Source organism: Mycobacterium sp. 852002-40037_SCH5390672 (assembly GCF_001665875.1).
Classification (GTDB): Bacteria; Actinomycetota; Actinomycetes; order Mycobacteriales; family Mycobacteriaceae; genus Mycobacterium.
Map to the genome: position 1 here is coordinate 1 of NZ_LZTA01000045.1, position 23,045 is coordinate 23,045.

The following is a 23,045-nucleotide window of genomic DNA, read 5'->3' on the forward strand; positions in this document are numbered from 1 at the left end:
CCACTAAGCCCGGAGGTCCTCCCAAGCACAAGCCCAGACAGTCATTAACGTGCCCGCCCGGTACAGCTAGCCGGTGCCGCGCAATCCGCCGAGTTCGTCGAACGCCTGCGCCCAACCGACCAGCCGATCCGTCGCCCCGGCCAGCTCGGCGCGGTAGTGCTGCGACGCTGCCAGTCCGTCGCCGTTCGCCGAGGACACCAATTGCGCTGCCGCGGTGACCATTTCGTTGTATTGACGAACGCCGGCGCTGAGCTGCGCGGTGAACGCGTTGATGGTGGGCACCAGATACGACCGCGATTGGGCGCTGGCCTGCGCCGCCCGCTCCATCGACACCACCTGCGCGGCGGTGGACGCCATGGCCGCCGAGGTCCTGGTGGCGGCCGCGGTCAAGTCGCGGATCTCGCCGGTCGGCAACATCGCGCCCCGCTCGATCACCGCCACCAGTGAAGAAAACCCGCGCTCCGAGGCGCCCAGCGCGTACATCGCGGGGCGGGCCGCCGAGCCCGGCGGCGGCAGCCGGCGCACATTCGTGATCCGGGGCACCGGCAGCGGCTCGGACCGCAGCCAGCGGTAGCGAAGCAGTAACAACGTCGCCGGGACGGCCATCAAAACCGCGACGCCGCCGGTGATTTCCAGCAGCAACGCGAACCATCCCCACGCCGCGAGCAACATCGTCACCGCGGCCCAGAACACACACCCGGCGCTGAAGATCAGGCCCCAGCGCAGTGCGCGGCGACGGCGACGCAGCTGGCGTGCGCGCGGATCCGCGGCCGCGCTGATCTTGCGGGCCACCAGGTCGGAAACGTCGGCCGCGGTGGCCAGTCCGCGGTGCAGCAACGCGCGCCAAGGACCGGGCTGCGTTGCTTTCACCGCCATGACACTTCGACTACTGACCAAGCGGCTTCTCGGTGACCGAGCCGCCGGCGCTCTCCGCGGGCGCGGGAGTGGCGGGAGTGGTCCCCGCGGCCGGCGTCCCACCGGTCGGCAGGGCCTCACCGCGCATCGAGGCGCGAATCTGCTCCAGCCGGGAATGACCGGCCATCTGCACCCCGGCCTGTTCGACCTCGAGCATCCTGCCCTGCACCGAACCCTGCGCGAGCTCGGCGGCCCCGATCGCGTTGGCGTACCGTCGCTCGATCTTGTCGCGCACCTCGTCGAGGCTGGGGACGTTGCCGGGGGCGGCGAGATCGCTCATCGATCGCAGCGAGGCGCTCACCTGCTCCTGCATCTTGGCCTGCTCGAGCTGGCTGAGCAGCTTGGTGCGCTCGGAGATCTTCTGCTGCAGCATCATGGCGTTCTGTTCGACGGCCTTCTTGGCCTGTGCGGCCGCGTTCAATGCCTGGTCGTGCAGCGTTTTCAGGTCTTCGACGCTTTGCTCGGCGGTCACCAGCTGGGCGGCGAACGCCTCGGCGGCGTTGTTGTACTCGGTCGCCTTGGCGGCGTCACCGGACGCGGTGGCCTGGTCGGCCAGCGTCAGGGCCTGACGCACGTTGACCTGCAGCTTCTCCACGTCGGCCAGCTGACGGTTGAGCCGCATCTCGAGTTGCCGCTGGTTGCCGATGACCTGCGCGGCCTGCTGGGTCAGCGCCTGATGTGTGCGCTGCGCTTCCTCGATGGCCTGCTGGATCTGCACTTTGGGGTCTGCGTGCTCGTCGATCTTGGCGTTGAACAGCGCCGCGAGGTACTTCCACGCCTTGACGAACGGATTGGCCATGAGTTAGCTCCACCTTCGCTTCTTGAGGATCCGGAGGGTCCCCGGATGGCCCGAACGGGCTCTGCGCCTGCCGCTCAATTTAATGGGTCGGCGCCGATCGCCCCACCCCTTACGCGGGATCCATCCCCGGCGCTCAGGCCAGCGCCAGCGACGCCACCGGCGGGATGACGACCTTGATGCTGGTGCCGCCGGCCCCGTCCGCGGGCGCGCCGACGGCCGTCCGCTCCCCGCTGGCCATCCGCTCGCCGGCGTGGATGAGAACCGACGACAACGGGACATCCAGCGCATCGCAGATGGCATTCAGCAGCTCGCTGGACGGCTCCTTACGGCCACGTTCCACCTCGGACAGGTATCCGAGGCTCACCCGCGCCGAATCGGACACCTCGCGCAGCGTCCGGCCCTGTGTCGTGCGGGCCTCGCGCAGCACGTCGCCGATGACCTCGCGCACCAATGGCGGCATCCCGCCCTCCTTCGTCCAGTCAGCCCCGCGCGGCACGTCCTCAGCTTGCCTCCGGCAGGTACTCACTAGGTGAACGCCGATAGCGGTGGTCTGGTTCCCGTTCGGTGCCGGCGGAATCAGCCGGGCGTGCGGCGGACTTCCCGGACGGTCGACACGACGTAGTCGATACCGGTGATCACCGTCAGCACGACCGCGGCGCCCATCACCACCGCCGCGATCACCCGGAACGGCCCCGCCAGGGGCAGCACGAACAAGCCGATGGCCGCCACCTGCACCACGGTCTTGAGTTTGCCGCCCCAGCTGGCCGGAATGACGCCGCGGCGAATGACGGCCAGCCGCAGCACGGTCACCCCGAATTCGCGCACCAGGATCAGTACCGTGACCCACCAGGGCAGTTCCCCGAGCATCGAGAGCCCGATCAGCGCCGAACCCACCAGCGTCTTGTCCGCGATCGGATCGACGAAGGCGCCGAACTCGGTCGCCATGCCGTAGTTGCGGGCCAGCAGGCCGTCCAGGCGATCGGTGATGCAGGCGAGCGCGAAGATGACGAAAGCCACCACCCGGAAGCCGTTTTGGTGGCCGTCTCCGGCGAACAGGGCGAGCAGGAAGATCGGCACCAGCACCAGCCGCAACAGAGTCAACGTGTTGGCGAGGTTGGCGATGTTTGCGCGGCCTGGCGGTCCAGTTAACGGACCCGTCTGCGGCTGCCCCGACACGGCAACAGAATAGCGGTTGACCAGCACAGCCGTCCGAGATGTCGATACTGTTAGCCGTGACCCAAAGTCCGCAGCGCTCTCGGCCGCTGGTTCGGCGCGCGCGAACGTCTGATGTTCCGGCCATCAAACACCTGGTCGACACGTATGCGGGGAAGATTCTGCTGGAGAAGAATCTCGTGACGCTGTACGAGGCCGTGCAGGAGTTTTGGGTGGCCGAGCACGAGGGCCAGGTGGTCGGGTGCGGCGCGCTGCACGTGATGTGGTCCGACCTCGGCGAGATTCGCACCGTCGCGGTGGACCCGGCGATGACCGGCCACGGCATCGGCCACGCGATCGTCGATCGGCTGCTCGAAGTCGCCCGCGAGCTGGCGCTGAAGCGGCTGTTCGTGTTGACGTTCGAAACCGAGTTCTTCGCCAGGCACGGCTTCACCGAAATCGAGGGCACACCGGTCACCGCCGAGGTGTTCGAGGAGATGTGCCGCTCCTACGACATCGGTGTCGCCGAATTCCTGGACCTCAGCTACGTCAAGCCGAATATTCTCGGCAACTCGCGGATGCTGCTGAGGCTCTAGCGGCGACCATCGGTCCAGGCGCGCCTTGCGCTAGTCCCCGCCGTCCTCGCTGCCGCCGGCGTCGCTGCCCCCGCGGATCAACGCCAGCGTTCCGGCCAGTTCGTCGGGCTTGACCAACACCTCGCGCGCCTTGGAGCCTTCCGACGGCCCGACGATGCCGCGGGTCTCCATCAGGTCCATCAGCCGGCCCGCCTTGGCGAAACCGACGCGCAGCTTGCGCTGCAGCATCGAGGTCGAGCCGAACTGGCTGGACACCACCAGCTCGACGGCCTGCAGGAACACGTCCATGTCGTCGCCGATGTCCGGGTCGACGTCGGTGCGTTCGCCGGTCGGCTTGGCGGCGGTGACGCCTTCGGTGTACTCGGGTTCGGCCTGGTCCTTACAGGCGGCGACGACGGCCTGGATCTCCTCGTCGGTGATGAACGCGCCCTGCAGCCGGATCGGCTTGCCGGCGCCCATCGGCAAAAACAGACCGTCGCCCATGCCGATCAGCTTCTCCGCGCCGGCCTGGTCCAGGATGACCCGGCTGTCGGTCAGCGACGACGTGGCGAACGCCAGCCGGGACGGCACGTTGGTCTTGATCAGACCGGTGACCACGTCCACCGACGGGCGCTGGGTGGCCAGCACCAGGTGAATGCCTGCGGCGCGGGCCTTTTGGGTGATCCGCACGATGGCGTCCTCGACGTCGCGCGGTGCGGTCATCATCAGGTCGGCCAGCTCGTCGACGATCGCCACCACATACGGGTAGGGCCGGTATTCGCGCTGGCTGCCCAGCGGCGCGGTGATGGCGCCGGAACGCACCTTCTCGTTGAAGTCGTCGATGTGGCGCACCCGGGACGCCTGCATGTCCTGGTAGCGCTGCTCCATCTCCTCGACCAGCCACGCCAGCGCGGCCGCCGCCTTCTTGGGCTGGGTGATGATCGGGGTGATCAGATGCGGAATGCCTTCGTACGGCGTGAGTTCCACCATCTTCGGGTCGATCAGGATCATCCTGACCTCTTCCGGGGTTGCGCGCGCCAGCAGCGAGACCAGCATCGAGTTGACGAAACTGGACTTACCGGACCCGGTGGAGCCGGCCACCAACAGGTGCGGCATCTTGGCCAGGTTGGCCGAGATGAAGTCGCCCTCGATGTCCTTGCCGAGCCCGATGATCAGCGGGTGGTGGTCGCGGCGGGTGGACGGCGCGGTGAGCACGTCGGCCAGCCGCACCATTTCCCGGTCGGTGTTGGGCACCTCGATGCCCACGGCCGACTTGCCGGGGATCGGGGCCAGCATGCGCACGCTTTCGGTGGCCACCGCATAGGCGATGTTCTTCTGCAGCGCGGTGATCTTCTCGACCTTCACGCCCGGCCCCAGCTCGACCTCGTATCGGGTGACGGTCGGCCCGCGGGTGCAGCCGGTGACCGCGGCGTCCACCTTGAACTGGGTCAGCACCTCGGTGATGGCATCGGCCATGACGTTGTTGGCGGCGCTGCGCTTCTTGGGCGGGTCCCCCGCCACCAGCAGATTCAACGACGGCAGCGTGTAGGGACCCTCGACCACCCGGTCCAGCTGCACGGTGTCGTGCTTGTCCGCCGACCGTCCGCGCTTGCGGCCCCCCGAGGCCTGCATCGCGGGCGCGACGGCGGGTTCGGGCATGGTGGGAATGTCGTCCTGCAGCGCGGCCTGGGCATCATCGTCCGGCGACCACGCCGGCCCCGCCTCGTCCGGGACACAGGACGCGTCGTCGTCGTAGGTGGCGGGCTCCGCCTCGGCGTCGTCGTCGAACTCGTCGGCATAGTCGTAGGGCTCGTCGTCGTAGTCCTCGTCGACGAACCGAGTGTGGAACAGGTTGCGCATCACCACCGGCACTTCCCGGATGGTGGTTCCGGTCAGCAGCAACAGGCCGAACATGAAGCCGATGAACAGCAGCGGCGCGGCGATCCAGGGCGTCAGCCCGTCCGAGAGGGGCCCGCCGATCGCGAAGCCGATGAAACCGGCCGCGCGGCGGCGTGCTTCGGGGTCTCCGGGCGAACCGGACCACAGGTGGCGCAAACCGAGAACCGACAGCGTGATCAAGCTGACGCCCAGGATCAATCTGGGGCGCACATCGGGGTTGGGCTCGGTCCGCATCAGGGTCACCGCCACCGCGGCGGTGACGACCGGCAGCGCCAGCACCCCCGCGCCGATGAAGGTCCGCAGCAGCGTGTCCACCCACGTGCCAACCGGCCCGGCGGCGTGAAACCACGAACTCGCGGCGACCACCACGGAAAAGCCCAGCAACAGCAGCGCGATGCCATCGCGGCGATGTTCGGGGTCGATGTCGTGCGCCCGCCCGATCGACCGGGCCGCGCCGCCGGTCCCCCGGGCGGCCATCAACCAGACGGCGCGCACGGCGCGACCGCAGGTCAGCCCCGCCCCGACCAGCGGAGCGTGGTTACGCCGCCTGGCCGGCTTGCTCACCTTCTTGCGGGGCGCCGCCGGGCGCGCTCCCCGGGGCCCCCGGGCGCGCGAGGGGGCCTTTGACCTGCTCGTTCGGCTTCCGGAGCGGGCGGCGGTCTTACTGGGCATGACGGCAAGGGTAGTCGCAACGACATCTTCTACACCACCCGCCACACTGGTAACGGTCCGGCTTGTCGGGCATGGGGCGAATCGGGCCGCAAATCGCGTGAGTAGGGTGACATTCGGTTGCAAGAAGTCGTGCTCGTCACCCCACCCCCGGACCGCCCAGGAGGCCATCAATGCCCGTTGTCGTCGTCGCCACCTTGACTGTCAAACCTGAGTCGGTCGACACCGTTCGCGACATCCTCACGCGGGCGGTCGAAGAAGTGCACGACGAGCCGGGCTGCCAGGTCTATTCGCTGCACCAATCGGGGGAGACCTTCGTCTTCGTCGAGCAGTGGGCCGACGCCGAGGCGCTCAAGGCGCACAGCACCGCGCCGGCGGTCACCAAGATGTTCACCGCGGCAGGCGAGCACCTGGCTGGGGCCCCCGACATCAAGATGCTGCAGCCGGTCCCGGCGGGCGATCCGGCCAAAGGACAGTTGCGGCCCTGATGGCCCGCTCGTCGGAAGGGCCCCTGAAGGGCAAGGTCGCCTTCATCACCGGTGCCGCGCGCGGGCAGGGCCGCGCGCACGCCGTGCGGCTGGCGGCCGACGGCGCGGACATCATCGCCGTCGATCTGTGCGACCAGATCGCCAGCGTGCCCTACTCGCTGGCCACGCCCGACGACCTGGCGGCCACCGTGAAGCTGGTGGAAGACACCGGCTCTCGCATCGTGGCCGCTCGCGGCGACGTCCGCGACCGCGAATCGCTGTCCGCGGCGCTGCAGGCCGGCCTGGACGAGTTCGGCCGGCTGGACATCGTGGTGGCCAACGCCGGGATCGCCCCCATGCAATCCGGCGACGAGGGCTGGCACGACGTCATCAACGTCAACCTCACCGGCGTCTACCACACCATCAAGGTCGCCATACCCACCATGGTCTCCCAAGGCACCGGCGGGTCGATCGTGCTGATCAGTTCGAGTGCGGGGCTGGCCGGTGTCGGCAGCCCGGACGCCGGTTCCGTCGGCTACGCCGCCGCCAAGCACGGCGTTGTCGGGTTGATGCGGGTCTACGCGAATCTGCTTGCCGGGCAGATGATTCGGGTCAACTCGATCCATCCATCGGGCGTCGAGACCCCGATGATCAACAACGAGTTCACCCGGGAGTGGCTGGCCAAGATGGCCGCCGCGACCGACACGCCGGGAGCCATGGGCAATGCCATGCCGGTGGAGGTGCTGGACGTCGAAGACATCGCCAACGCGGTGGCGTGGCTGGTGTCCGACCAGGCTCGCTACATCACCGGCGTGACCTTGCCCGTCGACGCGGGATTCCTGAACAAGTAGCCGCCATGCCCCGAAACCCGGTTGCGCAGACTGCATTTGGCCCGATGGTGTTGGCCGCCGTCGAGCAGAACGAGCCGCCCGGACGCCGCCTGGTCGACGACGACTTCGCCGAGCTGTTTTTGCCCGCCCCGCTGCGGTGGCTCGTCGGCGCGACCCGGTTCGCGCCCGTTCGCCGGCTGATGATCCGAGGCTCGGAGTTCACCGGCCCGGGTTTGTGGGCGAATCTGGCCTGCCGCAAGCGATTTATCGCCGACAAGCTCAAGGAGTCGCTCGACGACATCAACGCCGTCGTCATCCTCGGGGCGGGCCTGGACACCCGCGCGTATCTGCTGACGCGGCGGGTCCGCATCCCGGTGTTCGAGGTCGATTTGCCGGTGAACGTCGCGAGGAAGTTCAAGACGGTCCGCCGAGTGCTCGGTGAGCTGCCGCTCTCGGTTCGATTGGTGGCGCTGAACCTCGAGCATGACGACCTGCTCACCTCGCTCGCCGAGCACGGTTATCGCACCGACTACCGGGTGTTCTTCATCTGCGAGGGCGTCACCCAGTACCTCACCGAAGCGACCGTCCGGCGCACGCTGGACGGGCTGCGCGCGACCGCTCCCGGGAGCCGTTTGGTGTTCACCTACGTGCGTAGGGATTTCATCGACGGCACCAATCGATATGGCACCCGCACGCTGTACCGGATCGTGCGTCAGCGGCGGCAACTGTGGCATTTCGGCTTGCAGCCCGACGACGTCGCCGCGTTCCTCGATGAGTATGGCTGGCGGCTGGTCGAGCAGGCCGGCCCCGACGACCTTGCGCAGCGTTATGTCGAGCCCACCGGCCGCAAACTGAAGGCCTCGCAACTGGAGTGGTCGGCCTACGCCGAGAAGATCTAGCGGGTCAGACCTCTATGACGGTCGGCACGATCATCGGCTGCCGGCGGTAGGTTTCGCCCACCCACTTGCCGATGGTGCGCCGCACCCCCTGGGCGATGCGGCCCGGATCGGTGATGTTCTCGGCCGCCAGCGCCTCCAGTTCGGCCTCGACCCTGCGCACGGCGGGCTCGAGCGCCTTGGGATCTTCGGAGAATCCGCGCGAATACAGGTGCGGCGGGGCGACCGGACGCCCGGTGCCGCGCGTGACCACCACGGTCACCGCCACGAACCCCGACGACAGGATGAGCCGCTCGCCCAGGGTGATGTCGCCGACGTCGCCGTCGACCAGGCCGTCGACGAACATCTTGCCGACCGGCACCGCGCCGGCGATGGAGGCTTGACCCGCAACCAGGTCGACGCTCACCCCGTTCTCGGCCAGCAGGATCGACTCCTCGGGAACTCCGGTGCGGGCGGCCAGCTTGGAGTTGGCGCGCAGCATGCGCCACGTCCCGTGCACGGGCATGACGTGGCGGGGCCGAATCCCGTTGTACAGGAACAACAGTTCCCCGGCGTAGGCGTGGCCCGAAACATGCACGCGCGCTTGGGCATTGGTGACGACGCGAGCCCCGATCTTGGCGAGCTCGTCGATGACGCCGTAGACGGCTTCCTCATTGCCCGGGATCAGCGACGACGCCAACACCACAAGGTCACCCGCGGTCAGCGTGATGCTGCGATGCTCGCCGCGCGACATCCGCGACAACGCCGACATCGGCTCACCTTGGGTGCCGGTGGTGATCAGCACCACGCGGTCGGCCGGCATCATCTCGGCGGCGCCGATGTCGATCACGTCCGAGTCGGCGACGCGCAGGAATCCGAGTTCGCGGGCAATGCCCATGTTGCGCACCATGGATCGGCCCACGAACGATACCCGCCGGCCCAAAGCGACTGCGGCATCGATGATTTGCTGCACCCGGTCCACGTTGGAGGCGAAACACGCCACGATGACGCGGCCGTCGGCGCCGCGGATCAACCGGTGCAGCGTCGGACCGACTTCGCTTTCCGACGGCCCCACACCGGGCTGCTCGGCATTGGTTGAGTCGCACAGGAACAGGTCCACCCCCGCGTCGCCGAGCCGGGACATGCCCGGCAGGTCGGTCGGGCGGCCGTCCAGGGGAAGCTGATCGAGCTTGATGTCACCGGTGTGCAGCACCGTTCCGGCGCCGGTATGCACGGCGATCGCCAGCGCGTCGGGGATGGAGTGATTGACGGCGAAGTATTGGCATTCGAACACGCCGTGACTGCTCTTCTGGCCCTCGGCCACCTCCACGAACACCGGCTTGAGTCGATGCTCGCGACACTTCGCGGCCACCAGCGCCAGGGTGAACTTCGAACCCACGACCGGGATGTCGGGGCGCAGCTTGAGCAGGAACGGAATGCCGCCGATGTGGTCCTCGTGGGCGTGGGTGAGCACCAGCGCCTCGATGTCGTCGAGGCGGTCGGAGATGTGGCGCAGGTCCGGCAGGATCAGATCGACCCCGGGCTCATCGTGGGTGGGGAACATGACGCCGCAGTCGATGATCAACAACCGGCCCAGGTGCTCGAAAACCGTCATGTTGCGGCCGATTTCGCTGATGCCACCCAGAGCGGTGACCCGCAACCCTCCTGTGGCCAAAGGGCCTGGCGGGGCGAGGTCTACATCCACTTCTCGGAAACTCCTTGGGTCACCGCAGCACCGAGGCCGCGCGCATATCGGCGGTCAACGCGTCGAGTTGTTCTGGCGTTGCGGGCACTTGCGGCAACCGCGGATCGCCGACGTCGATGCCCTGCAAACGCAGCCCGGCCTTGGACATCGTCACCCCGCCCAGGCGGGTCATCGCGTCACACAGCGGGGCGACGGTGGCGTTGATCTTGCGGGCGGTGGCGATATCCCCGGAGCTGAAGGCGGACAACATTTCTCGCAGCTGTCCCGCCGCCACGTGAGAAATCACGCTGATGAAGCCGGTGGCGCCCATGGCCAGCCACGGCAGGTTCAGCGCATCGTCGCCGGAGTAGTAGGCGAGGCCGGTCTCGGCGATGATCTGGCCACCGCTGTGCAGGTCTGCCTTGGCGTCTTTGATTCCGACGATGTTCGGGTGGGCGGCCAGCGCACGGATGGTCTCGGGCTGGATCGGTATCACCGAACGCGGCGGGATGTCGTAGAGCAGCACCGGCAGCTCCGTCGCGTCGGCGACGGTGGTGAAGTGGGCGATCAGCCCGCTCTGGGGTGGCTTCGAGTAGTACGGCGTGACCACCAGCAGCCCGTGTGCGCCCTCGGCGGCGCAGGCCTTGGCCAGCCGGACGCTGTGGGCGGTGTCATAGGTGCCCGCGCCGGCGATGACGCGGGCCCGGTCGCCGACGGCCTCCAGCACGACGCGCAGCAGCTCCCGTTTCTCGTCGTCCGTGGTTGTCGGCGATTCCCCGGTGGTTCCGGAGACCACCAGCCCGTCGCAGCCCGCATCGATCAGGTGATTGGCCAGCTGTGCGGCCGCGACGGTGTCAACGGAGCCGTCGGCGCGAAACGGTGTGACCATCGCGGTCAGCACGGTTCCCAACCGCGCTGGGGCGTCGAATCCGACCGTGCTCACGGTGTTCAGGTTACCTGGCGCCAGCAAGGTATTTAGCATCCACGTAGACGCGCCTTCGCGCGGCGACGCGTCAGGCTTCGGTCGCCAGCGGGCTGGTCGCGACCTCCGTGCCGTCGGCCAGGGTGGAGATCTCGAAGTCGGCGAACACCGCCGGCGCCGCCCCCGCCAGCTGGCGCAGGCATTCGATGGCGAGCCGCCGGATTTCCACGTCGGCGTGTTCGCTGGCGCGCATGGCGATGAAGTGGCGCCACGCCCGGTAGTTGCCGGTCACGACGATGCGGGTTTCGGTCGCGTTGGGCAGCACGGCGCGCGCGGCCTGGCGGGCCTGCTTGCGTCGCAGCATGCCGAGCTTTTCGGCGGGCTCACCCGCCGTGAACTTCGCTTCCAGCTTCGTCAGCAATTCGGCGTAGGTGGCACGGCTGGCGTCGGCGGCCGCGGCCAGGATCTGCTGCAGTTCCGGATCGTCTTCCATGCCCGGCGGCACGACGACGTGCGAGTCCTTCTCGGGGACGTAGCGCTGTGACAGCTGCGAATAGGAGAAGTGCCGATGCCGGATCAGCTCGTGGGTCAAGGAGCGGGAGATGCCGGTGATGTAGAACGAGACGCTGGCGTGTTCGAGCACCGAAAAGTGCCCGACGTCGATGATGTGCCTGATGTAGCCGGCGTTGGTCGCGGTCTTCGGGTTGGGTTTCGACCAGCTTTGGTAGCAGGCCCGGCCGGCGAACTCGACGAGCGCGGGGCCGCCGCCGGCGTCGGTGCTCCACGGCACGTCCGGGGGAGCCAAGAAGTCGGTCTTGGCGATCAGTTGCACGCGCAGCGGCGCGATCTGGGCCACGGCGCTCACCTTAGCCGGGCATTCAACCTCAAGCGTGCCGGGCGGCTCGGTGTCGCAGACCTGCACCTTGCCGGAGACCAGCAACGGCAGCAGCGCATCACGCAATGCCGCCAACCGGGCGCTTTCGGTGCGGCGCGCATGACACAGGGCACCCAGTCCGGTGATCGTGCGCAGCGCGGCGGGGCTCAACCGGCGAACGTCGGGGACCGACACGTCCAGCAGGTCGCGGGGCCCAATCCGCTGATGGCTGCCCGAGGTCCCCGCGGCCTGCCGCTGCAGCCGCAGTGAGACCTCGGGTTGCCGCAGTGCCGACCACAGCGCCGAGGAGTCGATTCCGACCGGCCTGAGCACAACGAATTCCGTGCTGGCCACCGCCATTTCCGACGGCAGGCTCAGCACATTCCAGATCCGCGGGATCCGCGGGTTCAGCTTGGCGAACAAGACGCACCGCTCCGACAGGAACAGCTTGGCGCTGCGCACCGCCGCGGCGCCGACCAGGCGGGGTTTCGCCCCGTCGTCGAACGCCGGAAGGCTGAAGTGGGCGACGCGCTCGTCGAACTCGCGCACGTTGCGGGTCGCCGTCGACCGGGTCGCCAGGTGCGACAGCCGCACGCGATCCGTCGCCGATTGCGCGAGGACAACCATCAGGCGTTCGGCAGTCTCGATCACCCGCTCGTTGGCGGCGATTTTGTCATCGAGGGCGCCGAGCAGCTCGGCGATCCGGCGCCGTTCGCGCGCTGCGACGGTCCACACCGAGATGTTGTTCAGGATTGACTGGTTGAGCAGGGGTTGCCCCGACCCGGATCGGTGGTCGGCCAGCCGGCAGGTCTGCAGGGCGTAATACCAATACCGGGTCTCTCGCGGGTCCTTGGCGCGGCACACCAGCGCGTTCTCGGTGACCCAGACATCGGAGTCGAGGTAGCGCAGGCTGCCGCAGTACGACCCGACGCGGCCCAGCACGATCAAGGGCCCGCTGGCGTTGTGTTCGGCGGCGTAACCGATCGCGCCATTGGCGCCGTAGACGCGAAAGCGCCCGTCGGATGTTCGCGGCGGCGTGCGGTTTCCGGTGCTGAAGTCGAGATGCTCGCCCAGGACGGTCTTCACCGCAGCCACTCCACCTGCTGGCGCACCACGTTGTCCGCGCGCACCGATTCGTCCAGGGCGGCCAGCAGATCGGTGGTCAATCGCGCGATCTTGTCGCCGACGGGCTCGCCGTCGTCCCGCGGGGGCGGCGCATCCACATAGCGTCCGGGTGTCAGCGGGTAGCCCGCGGCCCTGATGTCGTCCAGCGGGACGGACTTGCAAAATCCCGGAACATCGTGGTAGGCAATGCCTTTGGCGAGGGCCGACGCCGCACCCGACCACGCGTGGTAGGTGTCGGCGATCCGGACGATGTCGTCGCGGGTCAGTGCGCGCTCGGCGCGATCCACCAGGTAGCCCAGGCCACGCGCATCGATGAACAACACCTGTCCCGATCGGTGCGCCTTGCCGGAGGCGAAGAACCACAGACACACCGGTATCCCGGTGCTGCGGAACAGCTGCGCGGGCAGGGCGACCATGCACGACACCAGATCCGCATCGACGATGCGGGCCCGGAGGTCGCCCTCGCCCAGCACGTTCGACGACATCGAGCCGTTGGCCATCACCACCCCGGCCTTGCCGTCCGGCGCCAGTTTGGACAGGATGTGTTGAATCCAAGCGTAATTCGCGCTGGTCGCGGGCGGAACGCCGAAACGCCAGCGCGGGTCGTTCTCGTCGCGGGCCCAATCCTTGATGTTGAAGGGCGGATTGGCCATCACAAAGTCCATCTGCACGCCGGCGTGCTGGTCCATGACAAGTGTGTCGGCGCACCGCGTGCCCAGACCCGTGTTGTCGATGCCGTGCACGGCCAGGTTCATTTTCGCCATGCGCCAGGTCTGCTCGACGCTTTCCTGCCCGTAGACGGAGACTGTCGCGGGATCGCCATCGTGTTCGGCGATGAAGTGCTCGGTCTGCACGAACATCCCGCCCGAGCCGCAGCACGGGTCATACACCCGCCCGCTCGTCGGTTCGAGCACCTCGACAAGCAGCCGCACGACACTGGGTGGGGTGAAGAATTCGCCGCCCCGCCGCCCTTCCGCGCGAGCGAAATTGCCCAGGAAGTACTCGTACACCTCGCCCAGCAGGTCCCCGGCCCGGTCGCCCCGATCGCCGAATCGCGCGCCGTCGAGCAGGGTCACCAGCTCACCGAGGCGCCGCCGGTCGAGGTTCTCATACAGCCGGGGCAGCATCCCGGCCAGCGCCGGGTTCGCCGTCATCACGGCGTCCATCGCCTCATCCGCCAGCAGGCCGAGGCGTTCAGAGTCTACGTTGTCCGCCAACGCTTTCCATTGCGGTTCCGAGACATGCCGGAGAAACACCAACCCCAGGATCACGTCCTTGTACTGTCCGGCCGACAGGGAGCCGCGCAGCTTCTCGGCCGCCTTCCACAGCGTGGCTTTGAGCTCCTTGGACGTCGACGCCGGCATCAGCTCACCCGCTTGACCGCCGCGCGCAGCTCGCCGGACAGATCACCGCGGCCGGCGACGGTGAACCCGGCCAGACCCAGCCAGGACGCCATGGACTGAAGTTCACCGGCCAGTGCGGCGGCAACGCGGGCCTTGGGCGCATCGGGCTCGCCGAACGCGCCGAGGACACGCAGCGAGTTGGCGGCCCGGTCGGCCTTGAGGTCGACCCGCGCCACCAGCTGCCCGTCCATCAGCAGCGGCCACACGTAATAGCCGTACTGCCGTTTGGCGGCCGGGGTGTAAATCTCTATGCGGTAATGAAACTCGAACAATCGCTCGACGCGTGGACGGAAGAAGATCAGCGGATCGAACGGGCACAGCAGCGCGGTGCCGCGGTCCGCGCGGGGCACCGTGCGGCCCGCCCGCAGATAGGCCGGTGCCGACCAGCCGTCGACGTCGACGGGTTCGATATCACCGGCGGTGACCAGCGCGGCGATCGCCGGCTTGACCTGGGCGGCCGACAGCCGAAAGTAGTCGCGGATGTCGGCCTCGGTGCCCACGCCCAGCGCGGTGGCGGCCCGCAGCGTGAGTTCGCGGATCGCCTCGTCGTCGTCGACCTCGCGGGCCAGCACGGCGGCCGGCAGTACCCGCTCGACCAGGTCGTAGTGGCGCGCGAAGCCGACCCGGGTTGCGGTGGTGAGCACCCCGGCGGAGAACAGCGCCTCGGCCACCCATTTGGTGTCGCTGCGCGTCCACCAGGTGCCCTTTTTCCGCCGCGGCTCGGCGGCCAGATGCGCTTCGATCTGCCCGGCCGTGCTGGGCCCGAGCTCGGCGACGGCGGCGATGATCTCGTCGGCCAGCCGCGGGTTGGCCTTGACGATGTGGGTGCCCCACCGGCCATGCCGGTACTGACGCATCCGCCAGCGCAGCAGCGGCCAGTCCTCAACTGCCATCAGCGCGGCCTCGTGCGCCCAATACTCCGCCAGCAGCCGCGACGAACGCGGACCCCAGGCGGCGCGGTCCAGCACGTCACGGTCATAGGGGCCGAGCCGGCTGAACACCGGAGCGTAGTGCGCACGCACCGCCACCGAGACCGAATCCAGCTGCAGCACTTGGATCCTGGAGAGCAGCCGCTTCAGGTGCGCTCGGGTGATCTCGCCGCCGGGGCGGGGCTCGCTAAAACCTTGGGCCGCAACGGCTATGCGCCGGGCTTGGGCGGCCGATAACCTGCGGGTCGACACCGCGCCGAGAATACCGGTCCGTTCCGCAACCCTTGGCGGCGAGGCTACCCCGACTTACCCCGCGCGGACCTTGCGGTCCAGCGGTTTCAGGACGCCGTCGCCGGCCGAATCGTCGGCCGAATCGTTCTGCTCCGCGTAGGCCGCCTCGAGGGCTTTCGGAACCTCGTCGAGGTCGCGGTACACGCCCATCAGCTGCTCGAGGATCGTGATTCGCCGCGCCGCCGCCTCGTCCACCGCGCGCTGGGCCTTCTCCCGGTAATGGTCGGCACCCTTTTTCGCGTCGCCGAGCAGCTGCTCGCATTCCCGCTCGGCCTCTTGGCGCGCCTTCTCGATCGCCGATCGGGTTTCGGCGCGCATGGCGGCCAGTTCGGCGTCGAGCTTTTCCTTTGTCTCCTGGTATTCGGTTTCCAGGGCTTTTTGCTGCGCGGCCATGTCGGCGAGCACCTCGTCACGCTTTCGCTCCGCGGCGTCGGCCTCGGCCTCGGCCGCCGCGATCAGCGCGTCCGCTTCGGCCCGCGCCTCGGCCTGCATCTCGGCCACCTCGTCGACCGCGCGGCTCAGCATTTTCGCCATCCGCTGCTGCACCGCGTGCGGCGAGGGCGAGGTGTCCGTGAGCACGGCCACTTCCTTGCGCAGCGCGGCCGTTTGATCGGCGGATTCCTGCAGCCGGGCCCGCAGGCTCTCGACGTCGTCGAGCAGCAGGCGCTGCTTGGTGGTCAGCATCTCGATGTGCGCATCAACCGCGGCCGCGTCGTAGCCCATGAATTTTCGAGAGAACGTCTTCACGGGTTCGGTTATCACTGCCAATTCCCCCTTCTCTCTTCAAACGCCTGGTTGCCGCCCCCGGGCGACCAACCCCCGCGTCCGAGTATGTCAGGTCAGGCCGTGGGCGCGAACGGGTGCGCGACGGGCCGACGGTAGCTGTGGAAGCGATACCGCAGCCCCGAGCGGCTGGCCAGCCACTCGCCCGTCTCACCCGCCCAGGTGTCGTCGAGCGTCGGCGCCAGCGCGTCGTCGTCGTCGCGGCGCAAGTCGATTTCGATCTCGGTGACCTCGCAGCGGGTGGCGTACGGCAACGCCAGCAGATAGACCTGCTCGCCGCCGATCACCCACGTCTGCGGCTCGTCGCCACCGTGGGCGAGGGCCGCATCCAGGGACCCGACCACCTGCGCCCCGTCGGCGACGAAGCCGGTGTCGCGGGACAGGACGACGTTGCGGCGGCCGGGCAGGGGGCGCACCTTCACCGGTAACGAATCCCACGTCCGCCGGCCCATGATCACCGAGCGCCCCATGGTCACCTCTTTGAACCGGGAGAGATCTTCCGGCACGTTCCAGGGGATGTCGCCACCGCGCCCGATGACGCCGGAGGTCGACTGAGCCCACACCAGGCCCACCTCGGTCATACGCGCTACTCCTTGATCCCGGCCAGCGAGCCGCCCGAGCCGGCATCGTCGCCGGCGCGCTTCATACAGCGACTGGGGCTTTGATCGCCGGATGTGGGTCGTAGTTCTTGACGACGACATCGTCGTAGGTGTAATCGAAAATCGAATCCCGTTTGCCCAGAACGAGTTCCGGGTATGGCCGGGGCTCGCGGCTCAGCTGCAGCCGCACCTGTTCGATATGGTTGTCGTAGATGTGGCAGTCCCCACCCGTCCACACGAATTCGCCGAGAGAAAGACCGGACTGGGCGGCCATCATGTGCGTCAGCAGCGCGTAGCTGGCGATGTTGAACGGCACGCCCAAAAACAGGTCCGCGCTGCGCTGGTAGAGCTGGCAGCTCAACCGCCCGTCGGCCACGTAGAACTGAAAGAACGCGTGACACGGCGGCAGCGCCATCTGCGGGATTTCACCGACATTCCAGGCGGACACGATGATGCGGCGCGAGTTGGGGTCGGTGCGCAGCAGATCCAGCGCCGCGCTGATCTGGTCGACGTGTTCACCCGACGGCGTCGGCCAGGATCGCCACTGCACACCGTAGATCGGTCCGAGATCGCCCGTGCTGCTTGCCCATTCGTCCCAGATGGTGACACCGTGCTCGTGCAGCCAGCTGACGTTGGAATCGCCGCGCAGAAACCACAGCAACTCGTAGACCACCGACTTGAGGTGCACCTTTTTGGTGGTGAGCAGCGGGAAGCCGGCCGACAGGTCATAGCGCAACTGCTGACCGAACAGGCTGCGGGTCCCGGTGCCGGTGCGGTCGGATTTGGCCGTTCCCCGATCGAGCACCAGCCGGAGCAAGTCCTCGTAGGGGGTCGGGATCGGCACGCGGCCAGCTTAGCGGCGATCGCTTGCGCGGCGAAGCCGGGCGCGGCGGGTCGACGCCGATGTTTTCCGGTGTCGGCGCGCGGAGTAGAACGGGTGCCATGCCGAACATCATCGACGTCGTCACCACACCCGACGGCACCTGCACGGTGCACCTGTTCACCCCCGACGGCCCCGAATCGCAAGTCCCATGGCCCGGTGTGGTCATGTACCCCGACGCCGGCGGCGTGCGCGACACGTTCGAACAGATGGCCGCCAAGCTGGCCGGGTTCGGTTATGCCGTGCTGCTCCCGGATGTCTATTACCGCACCGCCGACTGGGCGCCGTTCGACATGGCGACCGTCTTCAGCGACCAGAAAGAACGCCGGCGCCTGTTCTCGATGATCGGCAACGTCACCCCGGACCGGATGGCCTCGGATGCGAGCGCGTTCTTCGACTATCTGGCCGCCCGCCCCGAGGTGGCCGGCGAGCGATTCGGGGTGTGCGGCTACTGCATGGGCGGGCGGACGTCGCTCATGGTGGCCGGCCGGGTGCCCGACCGCGTGGCCGCGGCGGCATCCTTCCACGGCGGCGGCCTGGTGACCGACACCGAGGACAGCCCGCACCTGCTGGCCGACCGGATCAGCGCCACGGTGTACGTGGGTGGCGCCCAGAACGACGCGTCGTTCACCGCCGACCACGCCGAACAGCTCGACAAAGCGCTGACCGCGGCCGGCGTCGAGCACACCATCGAGTGGTATTCGGCCGGCCACGGATTCGCGGTTCCGGACAACGCGCCCTACGACGCCGCCGCGGCACAGCGGCATTGGGACGCGATGACGGAGGTGTTCGCTACCGCGCTACCGCGTTAGCGCGTTCACGAGCAGTTTCGCGGCCACCGTCGCCCCGTCGGCGCGGATGGTTGCGGCCACCGCGCCCGCCCGCGCGCGGGTCCGTTCGGTCAGCACCGTCTTGAGCGCGGCCGACAGCGACTCGGTGGTCGGCGCGGGACCGTCGTGGGCGGCGCCGACGCCCAGGTCGCGCACCCGGGACGCCCAGTAGGGCTGATCGGCCCCCTGGGGCACCACCACCTGCGGCGCGCCGGCCCGGGCGGCCGCCGTCGTGGTGCCCGCGCCGCCGTGGTGCACGACGGCCGCGACCCGCCCGAACAGCGCCTGGTGGTTGACCTCGCCGACGGCGAAGCAGTCGTCGAGGTCGTCGATCGGGTCCAGGCCGGCCCAGCCGCGGGAGACCAGGGCGCGATGGCCCTGCGCGCGGACCGCCGCTATGGCCGCCCCGGCCACGTCCCGCGAGAGGCGCATGGGCATGCTGCCGAACCCCACATAGACGGGCGGTGCTCCTGCGTCCAGGAATGCCACCAAGTCGGCCGGCAGCGCGCGTTCGTCGCGCAGCAGCCACGCGCCGGTTTGGACCACCTCGAGGTCGCCGGGCTGCTGCCACGGGTCCAGGACCGGATCCGTCGCCAGCCATGGGGACTCGGTCAGTGCGTAGTCGCGCAGGCTGTCGAGCGGCGGCAGTCCGAGTGCCGCCCGGTGACCGTTGAGCGTCGCGCCGAACACTTCCTGCATGTGCCGGCCATCCAGTTGCCACAGCACCCGGTTGTCGACCATGCCCGGGGGGAACCGCCCGTTCGAGTACCCGGGTGGCGGATGATGCGGCGACGGCAGGATGGTGGGCTGGTAGCTCACGTAGACGTAGTGGATGCCCAGCCTTTCGGTCGCCGAGCGGGCGGCGGCCGCGGCCGGCGGAAAGCCGGCCACCACCAGCGCATCGCACCCGTCGGCCGCCGCGGCCACGTTGTCGAATTGCACGGCGATCAACGCGTCCAGGTGCCGGCGTAGGTCCGCCTCCGACGGCAGCGCCCCGGTCTTCATCGCCCGCAATGAGTCACCGAAAGGCAACAGTGGCACGCCGACACCGGCCAGCAGCTCAACGAATTCCGCATCCGGCGGCGCGCTCACCCGCGCGTCGACGCCCAGGGCCCGCAACTGCACCGCGAGTGCGGCGAGCGGTTCGACGCCTCCGCGCGAGTCGTACGCCGACAGCAACACTCGCATCGCACCGCTCCCACTTCCACACATGTGGTCGGCAAACTCTATCGTCGGCGCGGCGTCGCACCGCGGACCCGAGGTCCGCCCCCGCGGATGTCGCAGCAGAATGCGGGGGTGTTCGCCGACTTTCGCGGGCGCGCAGGTAAAAATCACCGCGAGCGCAAGCGCCGAGCCCGCCCGCGCATCGCGGCGGCGTCGCCGAACGTCAAAACGCCGGCAGGTCCATCAATTCGGCCAGGCGGGCGCGGTGACGGTAGGCGGTGCCGAATGCCAACTGGTCGCTTTTGGCCCGCTTGAGGTACAGGTGCGCGGGATATTCCCAGGTCATACCGATGCCGCCATGCAGCTGTACGCACTCCTCGGCGGCATGCACGGCGATGTCGCTGCAGTAGGCCTGGGCGAGGGCCGCCGCGACGTCCGCGTCTCCCCCGTCCCTGGCGCAGGTGTCGGCGGCATAGCGGGCCGCGGCGGTCGCCGCGCCGACCTCGAACCACAGATCCGCCAACCGGTGCTTGATCGCCTGGTAGGAGCCGATCGTGCGGCCAAACTGCCTGCGTTGCCCGGCGTAGTTCAGCGTGGTTTCGAAGCACCATTGGGCGACCCCGAGTTGCTCGGACGCCAGCAGGGCCGCCCCGGTCCGGATGGCTTCGGTGACCGGCTCGTCGCCTGCCCCGACCCGGGACGACGGCGTGCCCGAGAACGACACGGCGGCAAGGGGTCTGGTCATATCAAACGCGAGCAGCGGGGAAATCTCCACGCCCGCCGCGGCCCGGGCGACGGTGTGCAGCTCGAGCCCGTCTGGCCCGGCGACCGGGACCACCAGCACCTCGGCGGCGTCGGCGCCGGCCACGCTGGTGACCGATCCGCTCAGTCCGTCGCCGCCGCCACTGACGATGGTGACCGGATCGCCTGGCGCGCTCGACAGCGGGACCACCAACGCCGCCGTCAGCTCGCCCTGGGCCAGCGCCGATACGGTTTCGGTGTCACCGGCCCGCAAGAGCGCCATCGTGGCCATTACCGCGCTGGACAGGAACGGCACCGGCGCAACGGCCCTGCCGATCTCCTCCATGACCACGGCGGCCTCGCGGACGCTCGCGCCGGCGCCGCCCAGCGACTCCGGTACCAGCAGGCCGGCCACGCCCAGTTCGGTGGCCAGTGTGCGCCACACACTCGAAAAGTCTTGTGGTTCCGGATCATAGACGTGCACCACCTTTTCGGGTGGGCACCGCTCGGCGAAGAGCTGACGGACGGCCGTTCGCAATGCCTCCTCCGTGTCGGAGTACAGCAGGTCGGCGGCGTGCGTGCTCATCGGGGCAGGTCCTTCCAGGCGACGTCTTTGTCGACGCGATGTTCGCCCGGCAGGCCCAGGATCCGCTCGGAAATGGTGTTGCGCAAAATTTCTGACGTGCCGCCCTCGATCGAGTTGCCGCGGGCCCGCAGGTAGCGGTAGCCGGGCCCGCGTCCGACCAGGTCGACCGTCTCGGGCCTGCGCATGGTCTAGTCGTCGTAGAGCAGCGCTGCTTCGCCGTGCAGCTCGATCTCGAAACCAGAAATCGCCTGTGCCAGCTTGGCGAACGCCACCTTCATGCCGGCGCCCTCGGGTCCGGGCGCTCCGGTGGCCGCCTGTTGCCGCAGTCGTTCACCGGCCAGCCGAAGGATCTCCGCCTCGACCCACAGCCGCATCAGCTGGTCGTGCATTGCGGGGTTGCGCAGCGCCGGCTCGTCGCGCCAGGCTGCGGTGACCTTGCCGATATGGCCACCTTCCCGTGGAGCGCCGGAGCGCGAGCCGATCGCGACGCGTTCGTTGTTGAGGGTGGTGGTGGCGACCCGCCAGCCGCCGCCCTCGGGGCCGAGCCGATTCGCATCGGGCACCCGGACGTCGGTGAGGAATACCTCGTTGAACTCGGCTTCTCCGGTGATCTGGCGCAGCGGCCGGATCTCGACACCGGGTTGCGTCATGTCGCAGAGAAAGTAGGTCAGACCATAGTGTTTGGGCACGGTCGGATCGGTCCGGGCAACCAGGATGGCCATCTGCGCGTGCTGCGCCTGCGACGTCCACACCTTCTGCCCGTTGACAATCCAGTCGTCGCCGTCGCGGACCGCACGGGTGGCCACCCCGGCCAGGTCCGATCCGGCGCCCGGCTCGCTGAACAGCTGACAGTAGACCTGCTCACCGGTGAACAACGGGCGCAGGAACTTTCGCTTCTGCTCGTCGGTGCCGAACGCCGTGATCGTTGGCGCCGCCATGCCCATGCCGATGTAGTTCTTGGGCGTGCCGCCCACCGGCGCACCGGCGGCGGCCAGCCGGGCATCGACGCGCTCCTGGGCGGTGCGTGGCAAATCCAGCCCGCCGAAACCCCGCGGCAGGTGCACCCAGGCCAGGCCCGCATCGTATTGCGCGCCAAGGAAATCCCGCGCTTGGCTGGTCGACGGATCGTGCTCGTCGAGCAGTGCCTGCACCCGCGCGTCCAGGTCGGCCGTATCGACGGCGGTCATTATCCGCCGCCCGGCGCGGACTGGAATCCCTGCGCGGCACCGAGCAGCAGGCCACCGTCGATCACCATGGTCTCGCCGGTGATCCAACTCGCCGCGTCGGACACCAGGAAGGCGACGGCGGCGGCCACGTCGATCGGCTCGCCGATGCGCCCGAGCGCGATCGACGAGGCCAGCGGGTCCTCGTGGTCCTTCCACAGCGCCTCGGCCAGCCGGGTGCGCACCACACCCGGGCAGATCGCGTTGACCCTGACGCGCGGCGAAAGTTCCAGCGCCAGTTGCTTGGTGACATGGATGAGCGCGGCCTTGGTGGCGTTGTACATGCCCATCGCCGGCGATTGATGCATGCCTCCGATGGAGGCGGTGTTGACGATCGTCCCGCCGTGCTCGCCCATCCATGACTTGACGACGAGCGAGGTCCACAACAGCGGAGCCCACAGGTTGACGTCGAAGATCTTGGTGAACCGGGCATGGTCCTGGTCGATCAGCGGACCGTAGGCCGGGTTGGTTCCGGCGTTGTTGATCAGGATGTCGACGCTGCCGAACCGCTCCAGCGTCAGCTCAACGCAGCGCCGCGCGGCGTCCTCGTCGACCGCATGGGCGCCGACGCCGAGGGCCTGCTGTCCCACTTGGGCGGCGGCCTCGTCGGCAGCCTCCTGCTTGCGGGCGGTGAGTACCACATTGGCCCCCGCGGCCGCCAGCTGCTGGGCAATCGAAAGCCCGATTCCCCGCGACGCGCCGGTGATGATCGCGGTGCGGCCGGTCAGATCTTGTGAGGTCATGTGGTCAGGCCTTCCGTCGCGGTGAGAGCCGCCGTGCGCCAGCTAAGACATCGGTTGCACGGAATTTTATTCGCCATGTTTAGACAC

21 protein-coding genes and 2 pseudogenes are annotated in these 23,045 nt (G+C 68.6%); 5 read left to right on the plus strand and 18 right to left on the minus strand.

Going from position 1 to position 23,045, the window contains the following annotated elements; all coding sequences use genetic code 11:
• Window positions 1-66: 66 nt before the first annotated feature.
• From A5782_RS07960 to pgsA, 4 genes are all read right to left on the minus strand, one after another.
• A complete protein-coding gene (locus tag A5782_RS07960; RefSeq protein ID WP_067097579.1) occupies window positions 67-876 on the minus strand; it encodes a hypothetical protein in 810 nt (269 codons plus the stop codon).
• 10 nt (window positions 877-886) lie between these two features.
• Window positions 887-1,714, minus strand: coding sequence for a phage shock protein PspA (pspA, locus tag A5782_RS07965; protein WP_067097580.1), 828 nt, complete (start codon window positions 1,712-1,714; stop codon window positions 887-889).
• Between the two features lie 133 nt (window positions 1,715-1,847).
• Window positions 1,848-2,174 (minus strand): transcriptional regulator ClgR, encoded by a 327-nt coding sequence (clgR, locus tag A5782_RS07970; protein WP_067097583.1) that lies wholly within the window; start codon window positions 2,172-2,174, stop codon window positions 1,848-1,850.
• A 116-nt stretch (window positions 2,175-2,290) separates the two neighbouring features.
• Window positions 2,291-2,890, minus strand: a complete 600-nt coding sequence (gene pgsA, locus A5782_RS07975) for a CDP-diacylglycerol--glycerol-3-phosphate 3-phosphatidyltransferase (protein WP_067097677.1) — start codon at window positions 2,888-2,890, stop codon at window positions 2,291-2,293.
• Between the two features lie 38 nt (window positions 2,891-2,928).
• Between pgsA and A5782_RS07980 the strand changes: the two genes are divergently transcribed.
• Window positions 2,929-3,462, plus strand: a complete 534-nt coding sequence (locus A5782_RS07980) for an amino-acid N-acetyltransferase (RefSeq protein WP_067097586.1) — start codon at window positions 2,929-2,931, stop codon at window positions 3,460-3,462.
• A gap of 30 nt (window positions 3,463-3,492) precedes the next feature.
• On the opposite strand, the gene A5782_RS07985 is transcribed toward A5782_RS07980, so the two are convergent.
• Window positions 3,493-6,012 carry a DNA translocase FtsK gene (locus A5782_RS07985; protein ID WP_197694152.1) on the minus strand — a complete coding sequence of 840 codons (2,520 nt, stop codon included), beginning with the start codon at window positions 6,010-6,012 and terminating at the stop codon, window positions 3,493-3,495.
• Window positions 6,013-6,182: 170 nt separating this feature from the next.
• Between A5782_RS07985 and A5782_RS07990 the strand changes: the two genes are divergently transcribed.
• The 3 genes from A5782_RS07990 to A5782_RS08000 are packed head-to-tail and all read left to right on the plus strand — an operon-like array spanning window position 6,183 to window position 8,205.
• A complete protein-coding gene (locus tag A5782_RS07990) occupies window positions 6,183-6,497 on the plus strand; it encodes a putative quinol monooxygenase (RefSeq protein WP_067097589.1) in 315 nt (104 codons plus the stop codon).
• Entirely contained in the window at window positions 6,497-7,327 is an 831-nt protein-coding gene (locus A5782_RS07995) for a mycofactocin-coupled SDR family oxidoreductase (RefSeq protein ID WP_067097591.1), read from the plus strand. The genes A5782_RS07990 and A5782_RS07995 overlap by 1 nt, the downstream gene beginning before the upstream one ends.
• 5 nt (window positions 7,328-7,332) lie before the next feature.
• A complete protein-coding gene (locus A5782_RS08000) occupies window positions 7,333-8,205 on the plus strand; it encodes an SAM-dependent methyltransferase (protein WP_082942840.1) in 873 nt (290 codons plus the stop codon).
• A 4-nt stretch (window positions 8,206-8,209) separates the two neighbouring features.
• Here the strand turns inward: A5782_RS08000 and A5782_RS08005 are convergent, their stop codons facing one another.
• The 9 genes and pseudogenes from A5782_RS08005 to A5782_RS08045 all read right to left on the minus strand — a co-directional run bounded on the left by A5782_RS08005 (window position 8,210) and on the right by A5782_RS08045 (window position 17,635).
• Window positions 8,210-9,886 (minus strand): ribonuclease J, encoded by a 1,677-nt coding sequence (locus tag A5782_RS08005; protein WP_067097597.1) that lies wholly within the window; start codon window positions 9,884-9,886, stop codon window positions 8,210-8,212.
• 19 nt (window positions 9,887-9,905) lie between these two features.
• Window positions 9,906-10,808 (minus strand): 4-hydroxy-tetrahydrodipicolinate synthase, encoded by a 903-nt coding sequence (dapA, locus tag A5782_RS08010; protein WP_067097682.1) that lies wholly within the window; start codon window positions 10,806-10,808, stop codon window positions 9,906-9,908.
• A gap of 70 nt (window positions 10,809-10,878) precedes the next feature.
• Window positions 10,879-11,643 (minus strand): FAD-dependent thymidylate synthase, encoded by a 765-nt coding sequence (thyX, locus tag A5782_RS08015; protein ID WP_067097684.1) that lies wholly within the window; start codon window positions 11,641-11,643, stop codon window positions 10,879-10,881.
• Between the two features lie 69 nt (window positions 11,644-11,712).
• Window positions 11,713-12,747, minus strand: a pseudogene (locus tag A5782_RS08020) (restriction endonuclease subunit S); the annotation flags it as partial.
• Window positions 12,744-14,150 carry a type I restriction-modification system subunit M gene (locus A5782_RS08025; protein ID WP_067097600.1) on the minus strand — a complete coding sequence of 469 codons (1,407 nt, stop codon included), beginning with the start codon at window positions 14,148-14,150 and terminating at the stop codon, window positions 12,744-12,746. The gene A5782_RS08025 and the pseudogene A5782_RS08020, both read right to left, overlap by 4 nt.
• Window positions 14,150-15,370, minus strand: a complete 1,221-nt coding sequence (locus A5782_RS08030; protein WP_067097603.1) for a winged helix-turn-helix domain-containing protein — start codon at window positions 15,368-15,370, stop codon at window positions 14,150-14,152. Before A5782_RS08030 ends, A5782_RS08025 begins: the two co-directional genes overlap by 1 nt.
• Before the next feature lie 54 nt (window positions 15,371-15,424).
• The gene (locus tag A5782_RS08035) at window positions 15,425-16,171 is read right to left on the minus strand and encodes a cell division protein DivIVA (protein ID WP_067097606.1); all 747 of its coding nucleotides are present in this window, start codon (window positions 16,169-16,171) and stop codon (window positions 15,425-15,427) included.
• 77 nt (window positions 16,172-16,248) lie between these two features.
• A complete protein-coding gene (locus tag A5782_RS08040) occupies window positions 16,249-16,773 on the minus strand; it encodes a dihydrofolate reductase (RefSeq protein WP_067097609.1) in 525 nt (174 codons plus the stop codon).
• A gap of 61 nt (window positions 16,774-16,834) precedes the next feature.
• On the minus strand, window positions 16,835-17,635 hold the full coding sequence (locus tag A5782_RS08045) for a thymidylate synthase (RefSeq protein ID WP_067097611.1): 801 nt from the start codon (window positions 17,633-17,635) through the stop codon (window positions 16,835-16,837).
• Window positions 17,636-17,733: 98 nt separating this feature from the next.
• On the opposite strand from A5782_RS08045, the gene A5782_RS08050 reads away from it, so the two are divergent.
• A complete protein-coding gene (locus tag A5782_RS08050; protein WP_067097614.1) occupies window positions 17,734-18,483 on the plus strand; it encodes a dienelactone hydrolase family protein in 750 nt (249 codons plus the stop codon).
• Here A5782_RS08050 and A5782_RS08055 read toward each other — a convergent pair.
• From A5782_RS08055 to A5782_RS08070, 4 genes and pseudogenes are all read right to left on the minus strand, one after another.
• Window positions 18,472-19,689, minus strand: coding sequence for a glycosyltransferase (locus A5782_RS08055; RefSeq protein WP_067097617.1), 1,218 nt, complete (start codon window positions 19,687-19,689; stop codon window positions 18,472-18,474). The genes A5782_RS08050 and A5782_RS08055 overlap by 12 nt on opposite strands.
• 199 nt (window positions 19,690-19,888) lie before the next feature.
• On the minus strand, window positions 19,889-20,992 hold the full coding sequence (locus tag A5782_RS08060) for an acyl-CoA dehydrogenase family protein (RefSeq protein ID WP_067097620.1): 1,104 nt from the start codon (window positions 20,990-20,992) through the stop codon (window positions 19,889-19,891).
• Window positions 20,989-22,179: pseudogene (locus A5782_RS08065) on the minus strand (acyl-CoA dehydrogenase family protein). Before A5782_RS08065 ends, A5782_RS08060 begins: the two are co-directional and overlap by 4 nt.
• Window positions 22,179-22,958 carry an SDR family oxidoreductase gene (locus tag A5782_RS08070; RefSeq protein ID WP_067097623.1) on the minus strand — a complete coding sequence of 260 codons (780 nt, stop codon included), beginning with the start codon at window positions 22,956-22,958 and terminating at the stop codon, window positions 22,179-22,181. The pseudogene A5782_RS08065 and the gene A5782_RS08070 overlap by 1 nt, the downstream one beginning before the upstream one ends.
• Window positions 22,959-23,045: the final 87 nt, after the last annotated feature.

What these genes read in the sequence shown, in the direction of transcription:
- A5782_RS08060 (WP_067097620.1), bottom strand. Translation starts at nt 20,992, where the DNA reads ATGAGCACGCACGCCGCCGACCTGCTGTACTCCGACACGGAGGAGGCA.
- A5782_RS08070 (WP_067097623.1), bottom strand. Translation starts at nt 22,958, where the DNA reads ATGACCTCACAAGATCTGACCGGCCGCACCGCGATCATCACCGGCGCG.
- pspA (WP_067097580.1), bottom strand. Translation starts at nt 1,714, where the DNA reads ATGGCCAATCCGTTCGTCAAGGCGTGGAAGTACCTCGCGGCGCTGTTC.
- A5782_RS07980 (WP_067097586.1), top strand. Translation starts at nt 2,929, where the DNA reads ATGTCGATACTGTTAGCCGTGACCCAAAGTCCGCAGCGCTCTCGGCCG.
- A5782_RS08025 (WP_067097600.1), bottom strand. Translation starts at nt 14,150, where the DNA reads ATGCCGGCGTCGACGTCCAAGGAGCTCAAAGCCACGCTGTGGAAGGCG.
- A5782_RS08050 (WP_067097614.1), top strand. Translation starts at nt 17,734, where the DNA reads ATGCCGAACATCATCGACGTCGTCACCACACCCGACGGCACCTGCACG.
- A5782_RS07995 (WP_067097591.1), top strand. Translation starts at nt 6,497, where the DNA reads ATGGCCCGCTCGTCGGAAGGGCCCCTGAAGGGCAAGGTCGCCTTCATC.
- A5782_RS08040 (WP_067097609.1), bottom strand. Translation starts at nt 16,773, where the DNA reads ATGACCGAGGTGGGCCTGGTGTGGGCTCAGTCGACCTCCGGCGTCATC.
- A5782_RS07960 (WP_067097579.1), bottom strand. Translation starts at nt 876, where the DNA reads ATGGCGGTGAAAGCAACGCAGCCCGGTCCTTGGCGCGCGTTGCTGCAC.
- A5782_RS07990 (WP_067097589.1), top strand. Translation starts at nt 6,183, where the DNA reads ATGCCCGTTGTCGTCGTCGCCACCTTGACTGTCAAACCTGAGTCGGTC.
- A5782_RS07985 (WP_197694152.1), bottom strand. Translation starts at nt 6,012, where the DNA reads ATGCCCAGTAAGACCGCCGCCCGCTCCGGAAGCCGAACGAGCAGGTCA.
- A5782_RS08000 (WP_082942840.1), top strand. Translation starts at nt 7,333, where the DNA reads ATGCCCCGAAACCCGGTTGCGCAGACTGCATTTGGCCCGATGGTGTTG.
- A5782_RS08055 (WP_067097617.1), bottom strand. Translation starts at nt 19,689, where the DNA reads ATGCGAGTGTTGCTGTCGGCGTACGACTCGCGCGGAGGCGTCGAACCG.
- clgR (WP_067097583.1), bottom strand. Translation starts at nt 2,174, where the DNA reads ATGCCGCCATTGGTGCGCGAGGTCATCGGCGACGTGCTGCGCGAGGCC.